The organism is Halobacillus sp. SY10, from assembly GCF_045401165.1.
In the GTDB taxonomy this organism is placed as follows: domain Bacteria; phylum Bacillota; class Bacilli; order Bacillales; family Halobacillaceae; genus Halobacillus; species Halobacillus aidingensis.
Window position 1 is genome coordinate 1,079,004 of sequence record NZ_CP174345.1, and the last position, 18,225, is coordinate 1,097,228.

Annotated in this window: 13 protein-coding genes; 9 read left to right on the forward strand and 4 right to left on the reverse strand. The window is 42.1% G+C overall.

All coding sequences use genetic code 11. The features are described from left to right. The first annotated feature begins 188 nt into the window (after window positions 1-188). The gene (helD, locus tag ACJA3J_RS05440; protein WP_258871482.1) at window positions 189-2,453 is read left to right on the forward strand and encodes an RNA polymerase recycling motor HelD; all 2,265 of its coding nucleotides are present in this window, start codon (window positions 189-191) and stop codon (window positions 2,451-2,453) included. Window positions 2,454-2,569: 116 nt separating this feature from the next. Here helD and ACJA3J_RS05445 read toward each other — a convergent pair whose 3' ends face one another. From ACJA3J_RS05445 to ACJA3J_RS05455, 3 genes are read right to left on the reverse strand one after another with little or no spacing between them, the layout of a single operon-like run. Next, window positions 2,570-3,700 (reverse strand): Ger(x)C family spore germination protein, encoded by a 1,131-nt coding sequence (locus ACJA3J_RS05445; protein WP_406945706.1) that lies wholly within the window; start codon window positions 3,698-3,700, stop codon window positions 2,570-2,572. Beyond that, on the reverse strand, window positions 3,697-4,803 hold the full coding sequence (locus ACJA3J_RS05450; protein ID WP_406945707.1) for a GerAB/ArcD/ProY family transporter: 1,107 nt from the start codon (window positions 4,801-4,803) through the stop codon (window positions 3,697-3,699). The genes ACJA3J_RS05445 and ACJA3J_RS05450 overlap by 4 nt, the downstream gene beginning before the upstream one ends. After that, window positions 4,800-6,281 (reverse strand): spore germination protein, encoded by a 1,482-nt coding sequence (locus ACJA3J_RS05455; protein WP_089653116.1) that lies wholly within the window; start codon window positions 6,279-6,281, stop codon window positions 4,800-4,802. The genes ACJA3J_RS05450 and ACJA3J_RS05455 overlap by 4 nt, the downstream gene beginning before the upstream one ends. A gap of 152 nt (window positions 6,282-6,433) precedes the next feature. Between ACJA3J_RS05455 and ACJA3J_RS05460 the strand changes: the two genes are divergently transcribed. From ACJA3J_RS05460 to ACJA3J_RS05495, 8 genes are all read left to right on the forward strand, one after another. Beyond that, window positions 6,434-7,453 carry a TIGR00341 family protein gene (locus tag ACJA3J_RS05460; RefSeq protein WP_089653118.1) on the forward strand — a complete coding sequence of 340 codons (1,020 nt, stop codon included), beginning with the start codon at window positions 6,434-6,436 and terminating at the stop codon, window positions 7,451-7,453. Between the two features lie 973 nt (window positions 7,454-8,426). Next, a complete protein-coding gene (locus ACJA3J_RS05465; RefSeq protein WP_406945708.1) occupies window positions 8,427-10,175 on the forward strand; it encodes an ABC transporter ATP-binding protein in 1,749 nt (582 codons plus the stop codon). Continuing rightward, the gene (locus ACJA3J_RS05470; RefSeq protein ID WP_406945709.1) at window positions 10,172-12,199 is read left to right on the forward strand and encodes an ABC transporter ATP-binding protein; all 2,028 of its coding nucleotides are present in this window, start codon (window positions 10,172-10,174) and stop codon (window positions 12,197-12,199) included. The genes ACJA3J_RS05465 and ACJA3J_RS05470 overlap by 4 nt, the downstream gene beginning before the upstream one ends. Window positions 12,200-12,231: 32 nt before the next feature. Beyond that, entirely contained in the window at window positions 12,232-13,065 is an 834-nt protein-coding gene (locus tag ACJA3J_RS05475; protein ID WP_115894556.1) for a S1C family serine protease, read from the forward strand. A 362-nt stretch (window positions 13,066-13,427) separates the two neighbouring features. After that, window positions 13,428-14,165, forward strand: a complete 738-nt coding sequence (gene sigI / locus ACJA3J_RS05480; RefSeq protein WP_089653127.1) for an RNA polymerase sigma factor SigI — start codon at window positions 13,428-13,430, stop codon at window positions 14,163-14,165. Beyond that, window positions 14,162-15,391, forward strand: a complete 1,230-nt coding sequence (locus tag ACJA3J_RS05485) for an anti-sigma factor domain-containing protein (protein WP_406945710.1) — start codon at window positions 14,162-14,164, stop codon at window positions 15,389-15,391. The genes sigI and ACJA3J_RS05485 overlap by 4 nt, the downstream gene beginning before the upstream one ends. A 71-nt stretch (window positions 15,392-15,462) precedes the next feature. Next, the gene (locus ACJA3J_RS05490) at window positions 15,463-15,864 is read left to right on the forward strand and encodes a DUF1499 domain-containing protein (protein WP_089653130.1); all 402 of its coding nucleotides are present in this window, start codon (window positions 15,463-15,465) and stop codon (window positions 15,862-15,864) included. Continuing rightward, window positions 15,854-17,275: a dihydrolipoyl dehydrogenase family protein gene (locus ACJA3J_RS05495; protein WP_406945711.1), complete on the forward strand. Its 1,422-nt coding sequence runs from the start codon at window positions 15,854-15,856 to the stop codon at window positions 17,273-17,275. Before ACJA3J_RS05490 ends, ACJA3J_RS05495 begins: the two co-directional genes overlap by 11 nt. 53 nt (window positions 17,276-17,328) lie before the next feature. On the opposite strand, the gene ACJA3J_RS05500 is transcribed toward ACJA3J_RS05495, so the two are convergent. Further along, the gene (locus ACJA3J_RS05500) at window positions 17,329-17,952 is read right to left on the reverse strand and encodes a TetR/AcrR family transcriptional regulator (RefSeq protein WP_089653133.1); all 624 of its coding nucleotides are present in this window, start codon (window positions 17,950-17,952) and stop codon (window positions 17,329-17,331) included. Between the last annotated feature and the right edge of the window lie 273 nt (window positions 17,953-18,225).

Consider the following 18,225-nt stretch of genomic DNA (forward strand, 5'->3'; position numbering starts at 1 on the left):
CTCGAAACTGAGTCTTCCACAATCGGGAGTTTAAATATTTTATTAAATGATTGCGCTTCCATCGTGGTTGTGGTATCTTATTTATTCGTTGCTTTGAAAAACTGCATGAAGGGCAACGCTCACGCGTCATTCCATTAGGGAGAAGTCCTGTGAACCTTACAGAACAATAAGAAGGAGGAATGGCTCAAATGACGGAACAGCATCCGGAATTTAATAAAGAACTAGGCCGGCTATCATTTACGATAACTTACATGGACAGACTGATCACCTCACAGGAAACGGGTCAGGAATCACTGAAGAAACGCCAGGAAGACACCCTTGAGAACCTTAGCTTCAAGGACAGCAGTCTTAGATATCAAGAAATGCTTTCTCATGCGAATTTCATGAAAATTTCAAAAGACCAGCTGGAGAACCTCAAACATCTACGAAACAAACCATACTTTGCCCGCATCGATTTTCATCAAAAAGAAAAGCCCGATCGAGAAATTTTTTATATTGGTAAGACGTCATTATTTGACCGAGAAACTCAGTTTCCTATCATCTTGGATTGGCGCTCTCCTCTAGCAAATGTTTATTATGAAGGACGCTTGGGAGAAGTGAGTTATGAAGCTCTTGGAGAAAGATACGAAGGGGATGTTTCCTTAAAAAGACAGTACCAAATCGAAGATGGAGAACTGTTGGATTACCGGGATATCGACCTTACAACAAAGGATGAATTGCTTCAGGATTCGTTAGCTCAAAATGCAGAGAAGCGTTTAACTGAAATTGTATCGACGATTCAAGAAGAACAGAATAAAATCATTCGTGCAGACTTACGAAAGCCGATTGTTGTGCAGGGGGCCGCGGGGAGCGGGAAAACAACGATAGCTCTTCATCGGATATCTTATTTTCTGTACACGATGAAAGAAATTTTCCGTCCTGAAGAAATGCTTATTCTTGCGCCTAACCGCCTGTTTATTCAGTACATATCTGAAGTCTTGCCGGAACTTGGGGTGGATCGAGCTAGACAAACGACATTCACCGATTTTGTTCAACAGGCTACGGGTATTCATCTGCCTGTCATCTCTCAGCATGAGGTGCTAATGAATGTGGTGGAAAAATCTTCGGATCACAGTTCTATTCATGGTGCACGACTAAAAGGATCGAAAGCATTCAAAGCAATCCTGGATCGCTATCTGCAAATATGGAAGAAATGCTACGAGGTAGAGAGTGATTTTAAGCTTGCAGGATTCAAGATTAAAAGTGCAAAAGCCATCAATCGTCTGTTTTTTGAGGAATACAGCTATTTTCCTTACGAGGTGCGCGTCCAAAAAATTAAAGCCGTATTGCAAAGTGAATTAAGAAGAAAAAAGAAACAAATATTGGACAAAATAGCAGCCAAATATGACGAAGCCCTGGATGATGCGCTTTATGGGATGAAGGATGCGGAGAAACGGAAAATCCGCGTCAGTTTTTTAATTACACGGAAAGAGGAAAGGCTGGATGAAATTAAGAAAGCAGCCCGGACAGCGGTTAATCGTTTTATGAAGAAATATCCGAAAGTGGCGGTATGGAACATCTATCAGCAGCTCTTTGAGGAGAAAATGTTTTCAAAGGTTCATGCTGAAGAATCTTATGAGTGGGAACAAATGAGAGAGAATACGAGAAAGGTGCACGCAAACGGGAAGCTTTTTGCGGAGGATTTGGCTCCTCTTTTGTATTTGAAGACCTTTATCACAGGTCTTGATCCTGATGATCGTGCAAAGAAAGTGGTCATTGACGAAGCACAGGATTATAGCTTTATGGAAATTTTCAGCTTGAGGAAGGCTTTTCAAACGGATTTGTTCACTATTGTAGGAGACTTGGCTCAAGGGATCTATCATTACCGGGGATTAGATAATTGGGAAACACTTCAAAACGAAATTTTCCCAACAGCGAACTATCTCACCTTGCAAAAGACATACCGGACGACAATTGAAATCATGAACTTAGCGAATGGTCTTCTAGACGATATGCCGGATGCACTTCCGAAAGCGGAGCCTGTCGTCCGACATGGGGATGTGCCTACTTTTCTTTATAGGGATGAGCTTCGGAAAGGGAACATCCATCAGCTGATCAACGATTTAGTCAGAAAAGGGATGAACAACTTCGCTTTCGTTACGAAAACAAAACAAGAGGCGGAGCAGCTGGCTCGTGAACTTCCTTCCTTCGAGATTATGGAAGAGAATGCGGACATGTTAGGGAATCGTGTCATTCTCCCTGCATACCTTGCTAAGGGGCTGGAGTTTGATGTCGTTTTTCTCTATTGTAATGAACATTCTTATGAGAAAAATGAATTGGATTTGAAAATGCTCTATGTAGCTATGACGAGACCTCTTCATCGTCTATATATGATTGGCAGGCAGCCTGATGACTTTCTCCTAACTGACAAGGATGGACTTTGGACTCATAAATGTTTCCAGATCGAAGCGTAGGTAGCGGTTCATCTTCATAAATAGAATTACACACAAAGACGGGCTTGGGGATTGTTTAAATGGATTTAACCCCTTGTGATGAAAAGGCGAACCTTTCTTCACAAGGGGTTTTATCTTTATTCGGAAATGCCATAGCGGAGTAGTTTAAACGATACATCAAAATCAACTTGGAGACTTGGGATTTGTTCGCGCCAATTTTCTTTTGTGACCCGATTCGTTCTGTTTTGGGCGTTATATTTAGCTCCGAATCCGACCGGGTCGACTTGATGTTCGATTAGAATCTGCAATGTTTCTTGAAGGTGTTCTTTTACTTCTTTTTCAACTTGTTTTTCCAAAGCTTCTACAGCTTCTTTATTTTTTAAATCGATATCTTGGGTGATTTCCAACAAGCGCCCTTCCATCTTCAGTGTGAATGATTGATTTGTCGGATCTCCTTTAGAAGGATGGATGTCATGTTCGGTATTTAGTTCATGGATCGATACATGCAGGGCACCATCGCCTGGTTTGTCGATGCTTTCCTTCTTGTGATACTTCTTTAAAGCATCATCTGCCAGTTGGATTTGAAATTGCCCGTGCTGGAATTCCTGCTTCATCAACATAATGTAAAACGTATTTTCATGAGATGTGGTATGGACGTAGCGGTCATCCTGGAATAAACTGATCCCGTTGATCACTGCTTTATCCTCATCAAGGGTAAGGGATGGAAGGATGGGATCTTTACCGGCATCGTAATAGTCATGCAGGAAACTGGTCAGAACAGCATTGGGGATGGCTTCTTCGTTGATGCTTTTTTTAATCAGCTCCTGAATGTAATTTCCTGTGTTGGGACGATCTTCATCATTTCCTGATTTCAAGAGGTCTTCTGACGGGACCTCACTGGTAGCTAAAAAACCCATATCCGATATCGCCGCATCCCTTTGAAGGGTGTCCATATACTTCATCATTCCTCGTTTAGCCAGTTCGCTTTCAAATATTTCAAGTCTCACTTGCCCGGATACAAGTTGATGACTGGTGAGCCGGCTTGTAGCAAACCGGATCCCTTTTGATGTATCTGCTTCCCCTGTAACGACCTGTGATGTGCTCGCTTCAGCCGTATCGAACTGGTACATGACGAGAGTGCCCCGTATCCGTTGGTCTTCAGTCAGATCATACCCGACAGCTGTGATAATTCCTAATGTTTCGATATAAGACTTCGGAATACAACCTGCGAGTATGAAAACGATAATCAGAATGGAGGACCATTTCATGAAGCATTCCTCTTTTTCATTAATTTTTTTAATAGAATCATCATGTAAATCAAAAATGGATAGACAAAAACAATCCAAAACCCGATTTGTCCCGTCCAATTGGTCAGTTCGTTTAGGGCGACCCTTTTTTCAGCCGTTATCGAAGTGAAGAATAAAAGGAATGCCAATCCATATAGCGTTGGTTTCTTGGGAGCATTGAACAGTCGCTTCAAGGAATGGACAATCATCCACCCGAATAAAACGATATTCGGTATGATGACCATCATCCATAACGCCACCGCAATAAAATCAAACCGTTCTAGAACGGAAAAACTAATGATTTTGAACAAGGATAATGTGGCCCATACGATGGCCTTCAACTGATCAGGACTGAAATAACCGATGGAAACAACGGTTACTAACAGGATGAGGAAAGTCGTAAAGAATACACCCGCATGTGCAGGCAACGCCGCTCTTTTTTTGTCTTGGATAAACGGATAAACAAAAAAGAGAATCTCAAGTCCAAGCACGGAAAAGGTGACTTGCTGCACGCCCTTTAGTAAATCAGGAGCCGGTGTCCGAAAGACTGGTAAGAAGTGTTCCCAGTCCATATAGGTAATCGGTTTATAGATCGTAAAGACAAGCCAGATGGTAAGGAAGAAAAAAATGACGCTCGTTCCTACAACCACTCTGAAGCCGCCTAAGATACTATAAACCATAAGCGAGAGTAAAAAGAGAGCCATAAGCCAGATCGGCATCTCTGGAAAGACAAACACCTGAACAACTTCAATGTAATTCTTAATCACCGTCAAGAGTAGCAGGAAAATATAAAGGACGTACACAGTGCCCAACGTTTTTCCAATCCATACGCCAAACAAATCTTGTTGGATCCCAAGGATGTCTGCATTTTCATAAGACTTTAAAATTTGCAGCATGATGAAAACAACCAAATGAAGGTAAAGACCCGCGATTAAAACTGATATCCAGGCATCCACCCCTGCTTCTAGGACAAGAATCCTCGGGACTCCCATTAACCCGGCTCCGATTTGAGAGGTGTGGATGATAAAGAAAAGGTAAAAAGCTTGAACGGCACGATCAGGGTGGAAGGGAATATTCGTTTTCATAGACGGTCCACATCATTCCGTTCGGCCGCTTTTGATTCATTGTATCTGGATCTATCTTTGGTCATGAGGGATTTTGACCGTTCCGCATTTTTTTGAAAAGGTACTCTGAATATTGATTCATTGAAGTCACCCCACTGCAATGGATAGATAGGGGACAAGTATGGACGCCCCAATGATTTCTGCTTTAATAGATGTATGACCAGGAAAGACAGGGCAAAAACAATTCCGATGATTCCCCAGGCGCCTGCCAGAAGGATCATCGGAAAGCGGATGATCCTAACCGCTGTCCCCATTAAATAACTCGGGGCAGTAAAGGAAGCCAGTGCGCTGAGTGCGATGATAATGATGAGAATGTTGCTCGTAAACCCAGCTTCTACAGCAGCCTGACCGAGAACGATCCCTCCAACGATACCCATTGTCTGACCTACCTTGGTAGGTAATCGCGCCCCTGCTTCGCGAAGCAATTCAATTAACATTTCCAATAAAAGGGCTTCTAGAACGGGTGGGAAGGGGACGGTTGACCGCGATTGGCCTAACGATACAAGCAGGGTGCTTGGGATGATTTCATAGTGAAACGTCAGAGCAGCTACATACATCGGTGTCAAAATGATGGACAAAGCCATAGAAATGAAACGAAGTAACCTTATGAAACTCCCCATATTCCAGCGCATATACAAATCTTCCGTCGACTCAAAAAAACTGAAGAGGTTCATTGGACCAATCAACATGGTCGGGCTTTTATCAACCATCACTCCTACACGGCCTTTAACAATCGCTTGGCAAAAGCGGTCAGGCAATTCTGTGAATATCAATTGTGGGAAAACTGTACTGGAAGAGTCCTCGATCAATTGTCCAAGGACACTAGTGTCTTCTACTTCAGGGACTTTTAAATCGCTGATCCGCTGCCTTATAGTATCCACATTTTCTGTATCGGCAAGAGATTTTAAATACACGATACGAATTTCCGACTTAATCCGCTCGCCGACAATCAATTTTTCCGTAACAAGATCTGATGTATCTAAACGCCACCGTATGACATTCAGGTTCGTCATGAGGGATTCAGTAAACGAAACCTGAGGGCCAAATACCAGCGACTCTGTTTCTGCTTGGTTTAAAGAACGGTGTTCTTGATTAGGCAGAGCGAAGAGCGTCGCTTCCTTTTCACCTTCAATATAAATGCATACACTTCCATGAATCATCTGCTCTATGATGGCATCCATTTTGTTCTCTTGTTTTGTTGAAGCTATGGGTATTTTATTTAACAGAGCTTCATTGGTCCAGGGACGATTAGATTTTGTGATGATTTCTAGAAGTTCATCCTCTAGTTGATCTTTGTTTATTTGATAATGAATGAATTGGACAATAATTAATTGACCCTCATGATTAAACACTTTTTGGACGAGGTCCGGGCTTTGGTTAAGCAATTCTTTGGATGACGATAGATATTCTTCTTTTTTCATAGGTAGTAGGAGAGACATCAAGGAACCTCCTTTCTCTTCTTGGCTAAGTAGAATTAGTATGTGAAAAATAGGAGACATTATGAAGGAGGTTCAATACTTCCTCAGAGAGAGTAGAAAGATCTAAAGATTCATCAACTTCTTTACAGAATGGTCGAATAGAGGTGAACCGCATGAACTTGCAACTGATTGAAGTGTACATTCCTGACAAACACTTCGATTCCATCAATGAAAAGCTGAACGGGTATGATCATCGTTCGTATTGGGTTTCCAGTGAATCAGAAGAACGTATGCTTGTCCGAATCCTCGTCCAAAAAAATGAGGTGGAAGAAATCCTCAATTATTTAGAGGAAGTTTCCAATGTGGTGGAAGGGTTTGAAACCCTGTTAATCCCTGTTCAAACCTATATCTCCAAGGAAACCATTCATGAAGAAACCAAAGAGGAAGAGGCACAGGAAGACGATGAAGAGGAAAGGTCTCGTCTGCTTCGAGCGAGTCGGCATGAATTGATGAATGCCGCTGAAAAAAACAGTCATATTACAATGAATTATTCCTTACTAATTTTATTATCAGCTATCGTAGCTACTGTCGGTATTATTAAAGATAGTGAAGCGGTTGTCATCGGGGCTATGGTTATTGCGCCCATGATTGGTCCGGTTATCTCCGTTGCTTTTTTTGCTATTCTTGGAGATTATAAAGGGCTTGGGCAATCAGCTGTTAGTTCTTTATATGGTATAGCGATCGTATTGTTTATTTCCATAGCCTTCGGTTATTTCACTGATGTCGGAATGGAAAACGCTCAATACTTGGATAGAACGAAGGTTACTTTGATTGATATTCCATTAGGGGTAGCCTCTGGCGCTGCTGGAGCGCTTGCTTTTTTGAACCGTTTATCCGGGAACTTGGTTGGTGTGATGGTAGCTGTAGCTTTGCTTCCGCCTTCTGTCGCTATGGGAATGTCGATTGGAGATGGATCGATGACAGCAGCCTATGGTGCATTCTTATTAGTGACGGTAAACATCATGTCCATCCTTCTGGCGGCCGTCTCCATTTTCTCAATCAGCGGCATTCGTCCTGTCCGTTGGGATGAGGTTCAGAGGGCAAACGTATCCCGCCCGCTATCCATCGTATTCGTCATCATCATAGTCCTCATCCTAGCCCTCGTCATCCTAGAAGGCCAGAATCTTATCTAAATATCGCTCCCTTTTCTTGAAAAATAAGTTTCGAGACTTTTGTTGAGTGGATGGGGGCTGCGGGGAATAGCTCGCTTTCCGCGGGAGCGCGGTGAGCCTCCTCGGACTGCGTCCTGTGGGGTCTCACCATGCACTTTTTTCCCGCAGGAGTCTCGCCATTCCCCTCCGCCCCTTTACCATTTAAGTATCTCGAAACCACTTCCGAAATAAGCTTCTTTTATGCACGTGGTTATTTGAGGGGAATGAACTCCTAAGCACGCTATTCTGCATGCGAAAAGCTTGTTATAGAGAGCTTTATATTTATAGGCGCAAGATAGTAGAAGGCACCCTCACACAGTAAATGGGTTCGTTTCTTACCTTCATGGTATGGGGTGGTTGGGAAGCTGCGAGACTCCCGTGGGAGAAGGAGATCGGCGAGATCCCTTAGTGCTTTAGCCCGCCCGAGGAAGCTCGGCGCTCCCCCACAGGAAAGCGAGTTGCTTCCCAGCCACCCCTGACGCTCTACTCAGCAACGAACCCCCCGAACGCCTCAAAATCGAGTCTTACACCATCCTGCCCTATTGTTGAATAACGACTGTTTAAAAAAATGGTTGATTTAAAATTCTGAAAAATATATAATATATAATCATTGATACAAAAGGGAGGTCACGATGATGAAAAAGCAACGTCTTCAATATAAAGACAACTTCATATCGATCGTGACTGAAAGCCGTTTGTTTATCTGACTTTTATTAAAATCGTATAGAAGGAACAAGGTCACGTAGGTACGTGCCTTTTTTATGTGTGAAAACATACGTCAAAGGACGTATGTCTTTTTTTGTTTGGATAGAAATCGGTTACACGACCGATTTTTATATAAATCAAAGCATTTTAGAGGAGGAATCAAAATGGTTCACTACATGGAAAAGAAAGAATGGAACGAAGATTGGAAAGAGAGCGGTTAGCGACTGTTTTGAAGAGAGGGTGGTAGTTGATGTTTAGTGTATTGTTCAAGCTGCGTTGGTTTTTTAAACTTTATTGGAAGCGTTACACATTGGCGATTATTGCTTTAATCATTGTCAGTATGATTGATTTGATTCCTCCGAAACTTGTGGGGATGGCGATTGATGAAATACAGTTCAATTCCTTTACGAGAGAGCGTCTATTGGAACTGTTACTCATTTATGGGGTCATCATCATCTCGAGTTATACCATTTCCTACTTATGGGATTATACGCTATTCAGTGGTGCGATGATGATGGAGAAAACAATGAGGTCCCGCTTGATGAATCATTTTCTGCGGATGACTCCGACTTTTTTTGGAAAGAACCGAACAGGGGATCTTATGGCTAGAGCTACGAATGATCTGAAAGCTCTGACGATGACGGCGGGTTTCGGTATCCTGACCCTGGTCGATTCGACCGTGTTTATGATGATGATTATTGCCGTTATGGGTTTTACGATAAGCTGGCCGTTGACCTTTGCGGCGTTGATTCCCTTGCCGATCATGGCTCTTGTCATGAATCGGTACGGGAAAGTAATTCACCAGCGTTTTACAGAAGCACAGGAATCTTTTGGAGAATTGAACAATCAAGTCCTTGAGTCCATTCGAGGAGTTCGAGTCATTCGAGCTTTTGTGCAAGAAAAGAATGATGAACAGTCATTCAACAAAATGACCAGTGAAGTTTACGATAAAAACATAGAAGTAGCGAAGATTGATGCTCTATTTGAACCGACGATCAAAATATTGGTTGGCCTTTCTTATACGATTGGATTAGGATACGGAGCGAACCTCGTGTTCAAAAACCAAATCACTTTAGGAGAAATGGTTTCCTTCAATGTTTATTTAGGGATGTTAATTTGGCCGATGTTTGCCGTTGGTGAACTGATTAACGTTTTGCAACGTGGAAATGCGTCCTTGGATCGTGTACAGTCGACGCTTGATTATGAATCGGACGTGAAAGACCCACAGACACCTGCTTTAATAGAAGAGCCGAAGCAGATTGTGTTCAAAGGGCTATCCTTTCTTTATCCAGGGGCAGATAAGAAAAGTCTTGATAATATTCATTTAACAGTGAAGCTAGGGGAGACCATCGGGGTTGTTGGGAGAACGGGGGCAGGGAAAACCACTTTGTTCCGTCAGCTCCTTCGAGAATATCCGGGGGCTTCTGGTTGTCTTGAGGTAAATGGTGTTTCTCTGGAAGACCTTAGTCTTGATCAGACAAGGGCGTGGATCGGTTACGTCCCACAAGAACAGGTGCTGTTCTCAAAAACAATCAGAGAGAATATTCAATTTGGTAAACCAGGTGCACCCGACCAGGAAATTAACCGAGTGTTAGAGCTTGCTCATTTTTCAAATGATATTCAGCATCTCCCTAAAGGGCTGGACACAAAAGTCGGGGAAAGTGGAGTTACACTTTCGGGTGGACAGAAACAAAGGGTTTCCATTGCCCGAGCTTTTATCATGGACCCAGAAATTCTATTGCTGGATGATGCCATGTCAGCCGTAGATGGGAAAACAGAAGCTGAAATCCTTCAACATTTGAGAAAAGAACGGCAAGGAAAGACGACGTTCATTGCCGCTCACCGACTTTCAGCCGTAACCCATGCAGATCAAATCCTAGTCCTCGACGATGGAGCAGTTGTCGAAAAGGGGACGCACGATGAATTGGTTCAAAATGGCGGATGGTATCAACAGCAGTATGAGCATCAACAGTTGGAAAACGGGGAGGTGGGACGATGAAGAAATCGACCGAAAAACAGCTGTTTCAGTATGCGTGGTTGTTTCGTAAACGTATATTCATTGGTCTGGTTTGTTTAATCATCGCCGTTGCTTTAGAACTCACCGGTCCATTCATTGCCAAAAGGCTGATTGATCAGCATATCATTGGAATTGAAACTCAATGGCATCAGGTCGAAACAAAAGATGAACATACCGTTACGTACAGAGGGGATATGTATAAACGCTCCGATCGAAGTAATGAGTCGGATGAAATCCTTCAAACTCGGACGATTCTGCAAGTTGATCGAAGCTATTATTTCACGGAGGAACAAGTGCCCATCGCTGGCAGTCGTCAATGGCAGGACGGGGTATTGACCGTTGAAACGTCAAACCGTACGTATGTTGTAGGTGCTGAAAAAATAGAGCTTCAGGAATTGTACCGTTTTTTTCTTCCTGAAATGAAGTCCATCTATTGGCTCCTCAGTATATACGTGGGGTTACTGCTCATTTCATCCGTGTTTCAGTTTTCACATACGTTTTTGCTGCAAAAGTCTTCAAATAGAATTATTAGAAAAATGAGAGATGATCTTTTCACGCATATACAGACACTGCCGATCCAATTCTTTGTCGACCAACCGGCAGGCAAGGTGGTCGCTCGGGTAACGAATGATACAGAGTCGATCCGTGAGTTGTATGTAAAAGTGTTAGCGACATTCGTGACGAGTTTCTTTTATATGGGCGGCATTTATATCGCATTGCTGTTATTAGATTGGAAACTAGCTTTGTTGAGCTTATTATTAATCCCGATATTGCTGATTTGGATGAAGTTGTTCAAAGGGTATGCAGGAAGGTATAACCAAGTCGTGCGTTCCACCCTCAGTGACATGAACGGAAATATAAATGAAGCGATCCAGGGAATGTCAATCATCCAATCCTTTCGGCAGGAAAAACAGACGTCAGCAGATTTTGAAAACTTGAATGAGCGTCACTTTGTCTACCAGAGGAAATTGATCAGACTAAATGCTCTAACATCATTTAATCTCGTGAATGTACTGAGAAATCTCGCTTTCGTCGCTTTTATTTGGTACTTTGGAGCAGGTTCCATCGGTCCTGAAGGCATCGTTACTGCTGGCGTGCTTTATGCATTCGTTGATTATCTGAACAGACTCTTCCAGCCGGTGACAGACCTTGTCAATCAATTGCCGCAGCTCGAAGAAGCCCGTGTAGCTGCAGGGCGTGTTTTTGAAATCCTGAATGAAAATGGAGAGCCTGTCGAAACTACACCGATTGAACGGTACAAAGGGGATATTCACTTTGATCAAGTGACGTTTTCCTACGAAAAGGGGAATGATGTGCTTAAAGATCTTTCATTCAAAGTGAGTTCTGGAGAGACAGCTGCCTTCGTTGGTCATACAGGTTCAGGAAAGAGCTCCATAATGAATCTGTTATTCCGTTTCTATGATCCACAGCAGGGAACAATCCGGATCAATGGAAAGGCGACGAACGAGTGGTCGAGACAGCAAGTTCGTAGCCACATGGGAATTGTTCTTCAAGATCCTTTTATCTTTAGTGGAACAATTATGTCGAATGTAACCATGGAGGATGAGCGTATTTCCCGGGAAATGGCCATACAAGCGTTGAAAGCTGTCGGTGCTGATCACTTTGTGGAAAAATTACCCGGAAGATATGATGAACCTGTTAATGAAAAAGGGGATACTTTGTCGATGGGAGAAAGGCAGCTGATATCTTTTGCTCGCGCGTTAGCCTTTGATCCTGCCATTTTGATTTTGGATGAAGCGACAGCAAACATTGATACGGAAACAGAACAACTGATACAAAAAGCGCTGGAGGTATTGAAGGAAGGAAGAACAACTCTGGTGATTGCTCATCGTTTGTCTACCATTCAACAAGCGGACCAAATTTTTGTATTGAATCATGGTACAATAATGGAACAAGGGACCCACCAGCAATTGATTCATAGCAAGGGTGAGTACTATCGTATGTACCAGATGCAGCAAGGCGCTGTAGGTATCGAAGCGGTATAGGTCTCAAAACTGCTTACATGGAGGCAGGTTACATGCATGAGCAAGAATACGAGAAGAAAGACATCATCGATGATGACCTGTATGAAGAAATAGATGACGACGAATTGTATGAACTCGTTCAGGAAGAGAAAAGAAAAGCTTATGAACGGGAAAGGATGGAGAAAGAACAGCAAAAGGAAAAACGTCCTTTTCCTAAATGGATATTTTGGTTGATCGCTTTCATGATGGTATTGAATATTGTCGCCGTTCTTCCGAATACTTTTTCTATTCCAGCGATTGACTTCCTTATGACTTCAGCAAAACTTTCGACAGATGAAAAGGTACAGACCTATAAGGAATCCGTTGTAGTGGTGGAGGCGGGAGAAAGTAAAGGAACGGGATTTGCTTTTACTGAAGACGGCTATATCCTTACGAACCATCATGTCATAGAAGATGAAAAAAGAATTTCTGTTGGCTTTCCAGATGATGGGCTTTTCGGTGCGGAAGTAGTAGAATCTTATCCTGAAGTCGACCTCGCTGTTCTTGATGTCGAAGGAGAAAACCTCCCTCATTTAGAACTTGCTGATGAAACGGTTTTTGATGCACGTGAACATGTGTACTTTATTGGGAATCCGCTAAAGTTTACAGGGATTGCTAATGAGGGGAATGTGATTGGCTATAAACAGTTGGCTGATTGGGATCGACAAGTTCTCATGCTTGATGCTCCGATCTACCGAGGAAACTCAGGGAGCCCGGTCATCAATGATCAAGGAAAAGTGATCGGAGTGGTTTTCGCCACACTCCATGATGATGAAGAGGGGCGGGTCGGCCTCGCGGTACCTATTGATTATTATTATGAACAGACGGAAAAAGGAAACCTTCCTTAGGTTTCCTTTTTGTTTTTACTTTTTATTACTTAGAAGCTCCAAACTACTTTAATGAGTATATATACCTATTAAATGGGCTTTTTCGTCTCTTTTCTATCTTTGTACACCATGGAAGAGTCTTAGGACTTATTTTTTGAAATGGTTATTTAATAAAATGTAACCCCTATGAAGTAGACCGTTCAGGTGTTGTTCAGTAAAATGGTCATGGTCAAGGACAATACCTTTTTACCTGACCCCATAAAGACAAACTTCAGAAATTTTGGTTGATACGATTTTGTAACACAATTGAAATAATCTTAAAAAAGACACCCAAAAAATAAAAGCCATAATCGAAAACATTAATAGGCTGGAGGTGATAAAGGTTGATCAAACGTCTTTTTCAAAAAGCAGATCCCTCCCTGGATGAACAAGTAGCTTCAGCCAAACAGGGAGATGATGATGCACGTAATGAAATGCTGAAACAGTATCAACCTTTCATCGCCAAAAGTGTTTCTGAAGTTTGTAAAAGATATATAGACCCTAAAAAAGATGATGAATTCAGTATCGGTTTGCTTGCATTCAATGAAGCCATCCAATCTTATTCTTGTGATAAGGGAAGTTCATTTCTTTCTTTTGCGAGACTTGTAATCAAGCGGAAAGTGATTGATTATATTCGTAATGAACAAAGACGTGTGCCAGTCACTTCGCTCGATGAGGATTTTCATGATGAAGAACAAATGGAAAATCCTTTAGAAATTTCAGCGGCTAAGGAAAAGTTCCAATTGGAAACAGAAGCTTGGCATCGTAAAGAGGAAATTATGGAATTTCAGTCTCAATTGCAAAAGTATAAGCTATCCTTTGATGAGCTGATTGATGCCTCTCCTAAACATAGAGATGCCAGAGAATCCGCTGTTCAGGTGGCGAGGCTCGTTTATGAAGATGAATTTTTGTGTTCGCAAGTCATAGACAAAGGACGATTACCGATCAAAGATCTGGTCGATCGTGTCGATGTTAGTAAAAAAACATTAGAACGAAACCGTAAATTCATCATCGCATTAGTTCTCATCCTGAACGGGGATTACGTATATCTTAAGGATTATCTGAAAGGGGTGGGTATGTGAAAAAAGGTATTGTCATGGAACAGCAGAATGAATATATGATTGTCATGACTAGTGATGGCAAATTTCATAGAGCTGAGAAGGTTGACCATGCAGATATTGGGATGGAAGTGCAATTCAAAACAGCTAATGAGCGTAAAGTCCTGCATCGATGGGCGCAGGTTTTGCGTAATCATCATACGCGAGCAGCTGTTGTAGCCATTATGTTTCTACTGATGGTTTTTCCTGTTTTTTCGTGGTATGGAAGCAACCAAGCGTTTGCTTATATGAATATTGATATTAATCCTAGTGTTGAACTTGAATTGAATGATCAAATGCAAGTCATAGATATGATTCCTCAAAATGATGAGGCTGAAGAAATCGTTTCCGCTCTGAAGGATTGGAAAAAGAAAGATGCATCGCAAGTTACCTTTGAGTTGCTTGAATTGAGTCAAGCAAGGGGGTATGTGAATGATGCGAACCAAGTCCTGATTGGTATAAGTTATTTAAAAGAAGAAGTGAATCAAAATTACACGGAAGAGATTGAAACGTATCTTATGGAAAAAGCCACAAATATAAGCATTGCTACCTTCTTAGTGCCGAAGGATCTAAGAAGAAAAGCCATAGACCAAAAGGCATCTGTCAATGAAATGGTTGCAGACCGAATAAAGAATGAAGAAATGGACCAATCAGAAGAATCAGAACTCCCTGTTCATGTTGAAGATGATGATCGAGAAATTATTCAATCCTTTTATAAAGATGATTCATCTGAAGAAAAACAAGAGGAAGTACGTGATTCTGATGTGAAATCAGTGGTCCCACCTGCTGTTGATGTGAAGCCTGAAAAACAGGGTGCAACAAATAAGAAACCCGAACAAGCAGGCCAAAAAGGAAAAGCGCAAGCTCCTGGTCAGCAGAAAAAAAAGCCTGACCAAGGGGAAAAACACATAGAAAAGAAAGACAACGAGAAAAAGCACATAGAAAAGAAAGAGAACAAGAAAAAACATAAAGAAAATGAAAACGAACGAAAAGAAGATCAGAAAGCGAGCGATAAACCAAAGGGAAAGCCTAAAACTTCTCCTAAACCAAAAGAGAAAGAGAAAGAGAAAGAAAAAGAAAAGCAGAAAGATAAGAATTCAGGTTCGAAACATAATCATAAGCAGGATGACCGAAATAGAGGGAAAGGCTCGAACGAAAAAGAGAAACCTCCTCGCGGTAACGGGAATTCTTCGAATGGAAAGCACTCCTAGACAGTTAGGAGTGCTTTTTTGTTGATGAAGCAGTGAGTATAAGGGTATCGTGTAGAAAAGGAGGAGTAATAATGAGTAAACCTTATATAGGCGTTAAGAATGGGAGATTGTCGGACTGTCCGAAGTCTCCGAACTGTGTGAGTACTCAAACGGATCAAGAAGAAAAGAAGATGACAGCGCTTGCTTTTTCTAAAGATTTGGAGACAACAAAGTCTGTAATCAAAAAAGTCTTGAGTGAGATGGAGAGGACGGCAGTTGAAACGGAAACCGAAAATTATATACATGCCGTGGTCGAATCCAAGTGGATGAAATTCAAGGACGATGTTGAGTTCTATTTCGATCAGGAGGAAGAGGTCATACATTTCAGATCTGCTTCAAGAGTGGGGCATTCCGACTTTGGAGTCAATAAGAAACGAATGAAGGCCATCTCTGAACATTATGAGTCCATGAGGAGAGAATCCCATGACGTTTGATTATCAAATCGCCGTCATAGGTGGCGGTTCAGGCGGCTTAACGGTCGCAGCAGGCGCGGCAAGCTTTGGGGCGAAAGTAGCTCTTATTGAACGAAAAACCGAACTTGGTGGGGATTGCCTTCATTATGGATGCATGCCTTCAAAGGCATTGATTCAAGCGGCTAAAGAGGTGAAAGAGTCCGCTAAATACGCTGAATGGACGGAAGATGAATATAAAAAATTATTCAAATCAGCGATGGAACGGGTGGCAGATGCTTTACAAGATGTCCAAGAACATGATTCAAAGGATCGCTTTATCAACCTTGGTATTGATATTTATGAAGCAGAAGGAACCTTTTTAGATGAACACACATTGCAAGTAGGGGAAAAGACGATTACAGCCAAACGTTTTGTCATAGCTACTGGATCTTCCCCAGCTATACCTCCGATCGATGGTTTGGAGGAAGTGGATTACTTAACAAATGAAACCATCTTTTCACTGAATCAGAAACCTTCTTCTATGGTGGTTATTGGCGGAGGAGTTATCGGAGTGGAACTGGCTCAGGCGATGAGTCGTTTAGGTGTGGATGTAACAATGATCGAGGGCAGTGAACAAATTCTATCTAAAGAGGATAAGGAGATAGCAAGCTTGTCTCAACGCTTGTTATCTGAAGAACTGAATATTTTAACGAATGCAAAGGCTGAACGCGTGGAGAAAAACGGGGATCAGGTTCACATCCACTATAAGAAAGATGGTGCTCCAAACAGCATCACTGCAGATACCATCCTTGTAGCGGCTGGAAGAAAAGCGAACATCGGAAGTCTTGGACTGGACAAGGCAGGTATTGTAACTGAAAAAGGCTCGATTCAAGTGGATGCAACTTTAAGAACCAATAAGAAACATATTTATGCTGTAGGTGATTGTAATGGATCGATGCCTTTCACTCATGTCGCAGGAATGGAAGGTAAAATTGCCGTATCTAATGCCGTTTTGGGCCTTTCTAGAAAAGCTTCTTATGAAAAGATTCCATGGGTTGTCTACTCGAACCCTGAAATTTATCATCTCGGTTTGACTGAAGAAGAAGCACAAGAGAAGTATGGGGAAGACTTGTTGACCTTCAAAACAAAATTAGCTGACAACGATCGTTTTATGGCGGAACGGAAAAAAGAGGGACTTGTAAAAGTTTTGACAACGGACCGAGGAAAAATCGTCGGAGCTCATGCTATTGGTGAAGGGGCTGGAGAATGGATGCAGGAAGTTGGGACTGTGCAGGCGCTCAATAAGAAGTTTCAAAGCATCTCGAATGTCGTACATCCTTACCCTGCTAAAAACAATGTCGTCTCTCAAACCGCAGACCTTTATTGGAGAGAGAAACTGTTCGGAAGTAAATGGAATGATCTTATTCGTTGGTATGTGAAAAAATGGAGATAAACAAGGGATTAAAAATGCGTAGAGAAACAATCTCTACGCATTTTTTATATCAGCTATTCATTGTCTTTGTCCTCATGCAAATGCTCGTCCTGATTCCCCATCAGACCATAGAAAAACATATGGGTAATCTCTTCACTTAATTCCGGTAAAGAATGGTCGAAGAGATCTTCTTTCGAGCGCATCGCCTGGTAGTACATTTCTATATAAAACATGATGGAGCGGAAAGAAATATCCGGATGAACGTACCCTTGGGCTTTTCCTTGTTCCACGAGTTCCATCAGTAAAGGGACAGCATCTTTTTCTGTGAAGGTTTGAATCAGTTCCTGTAACTCAGGCTGGTCCCTCATCACTGTTTGAAGAAATCCAGGGTCCATATGGAGGATGTTTTCTTTTTTATCTTGAATGACAAATCGAATCTTTTTTTTGAAGTCCATGTCGTCATTGTGGACGACGTCACGAAAACGATCCAATCGTTCGTAAATGAATTTTTTAACCGTCTCGAATAGGAGTTCATCTTTGCCGCCAAAATAATTATAAATGGTGACTTGAGAAACTTGTGCTTTTTTTGCAATTTCCTGGATGCTGACTTTCTGCACCCCATATTCTGAGAACAACTTCAGGGAGGCGTTCAAGATATTTTGCTTTTTGCGTTCTTTCCGTCTTTCAAATCCATTCATTGTCTACACCTCTTCTTAAACCATCATACACGAAGTTATGAACCGATTCAATTCATACATTTCATTTCCGCTCCCCCTGACTTTACTACTCCATCTTCCACATAAGCTCCCGATTGTGGAAGACTCAGTTTCGAGACTTTTGTTGAGTGGATGGGGGCGGAGGGGAATGGCTCGCTTTCCGCGGGGCCCCATACGAAGTGGGGTCGTTCGATGTTGGCACAGGACGTGCCGAACTTAATCGAACTTCCTCTATTCTCTTGAGCCTCCTCGGAC

What these genes read in the sequence shown, in the direction of transcription:
- ACJA3J_RS05460 (WP_089653118.1), top strand. Translation starts at nt 6,434, where the DNA reads ATGAACTTGCAACTGATTGAAGTGTACATTCCTGACAAACACTTCGAT.
- helD (WP_258871482.1), top strand. Translation starts at nt 189, where the DNA reads ATGACGGAACAGCATCCGGAATTTAATAAAGAACTAGGCCGGCTATCA.
- ACJA3J_RS05465 (WP_406945708.1), top strand. Translation starts at nt 8,427, where the DNA reads ATGTTTAGTGTATTGTTCAAGCTGCGTTGGTTTTTTAAACTTTATTGG.
- ACJA3J_RS05490 (WP_089653130.1), top strand. Translation starts at nt 15,463, where the DNA reads ATGAGTAAACCTTATATAGGCGTTAAGAATGGGAGATTGTCGGACTGT.
- ACJA3J_RS05500 (WP_089653133.1), bottom strand. Translation starts at nt 17,952, where the DNA reads ATGAATGGATTTGAAAGACGGAAAGAACGCAAAAAGCAAAATATCTTG.
- ACJA3J_RS05470 (WP_406945709.1), top strand. Translation starts at nt 10,172, where the DNA reads ATGAAGAAATCGACCGAAAAACAGCTGTTTCAGTATGCGTGGTTGTTT.
- ACJA3J_RS05455 (WP_089653116.1), bottom strand. Translation starts at nt 6,281, where the DNA reads ATGTCTCTCCTACTACCTATGAAAAAAGAAGAATATCTATCGTCATCC.
- ACJA3J_RS05445 (WP_406945706.1), bottom strand. Translation starts at nt 3,700, where the DNA reads ATGAAATGGTCCTCCATTCTGATTATCGTTTTCATACTCGCAGGTTGT.
- ACJA3J_RS05475 (WP_115894556.1), top strand. Translation starts at nt 12,232, where the DNA reads ATGCATGAGCAAGAATACGAGAAGAAAGACATCATCGATGATGACCTG.
- ACJA3J_RS05495 (WP_406945711.1), top strand. Translation starts at nt 15,854, where the DNA reads ATGACGTTTGATTATCAAATCGCCGTCATAGGTGGCGGTTCAGGCGGC.
- ACJA3J_RS05450 (WP_406945707.1), bottom strand. Translation starts at nt 4,803, where the DNA reads ATGAAAACGAATATTCCCTTCCACCCTGATCGTGCCGTTCAAGCTTTT.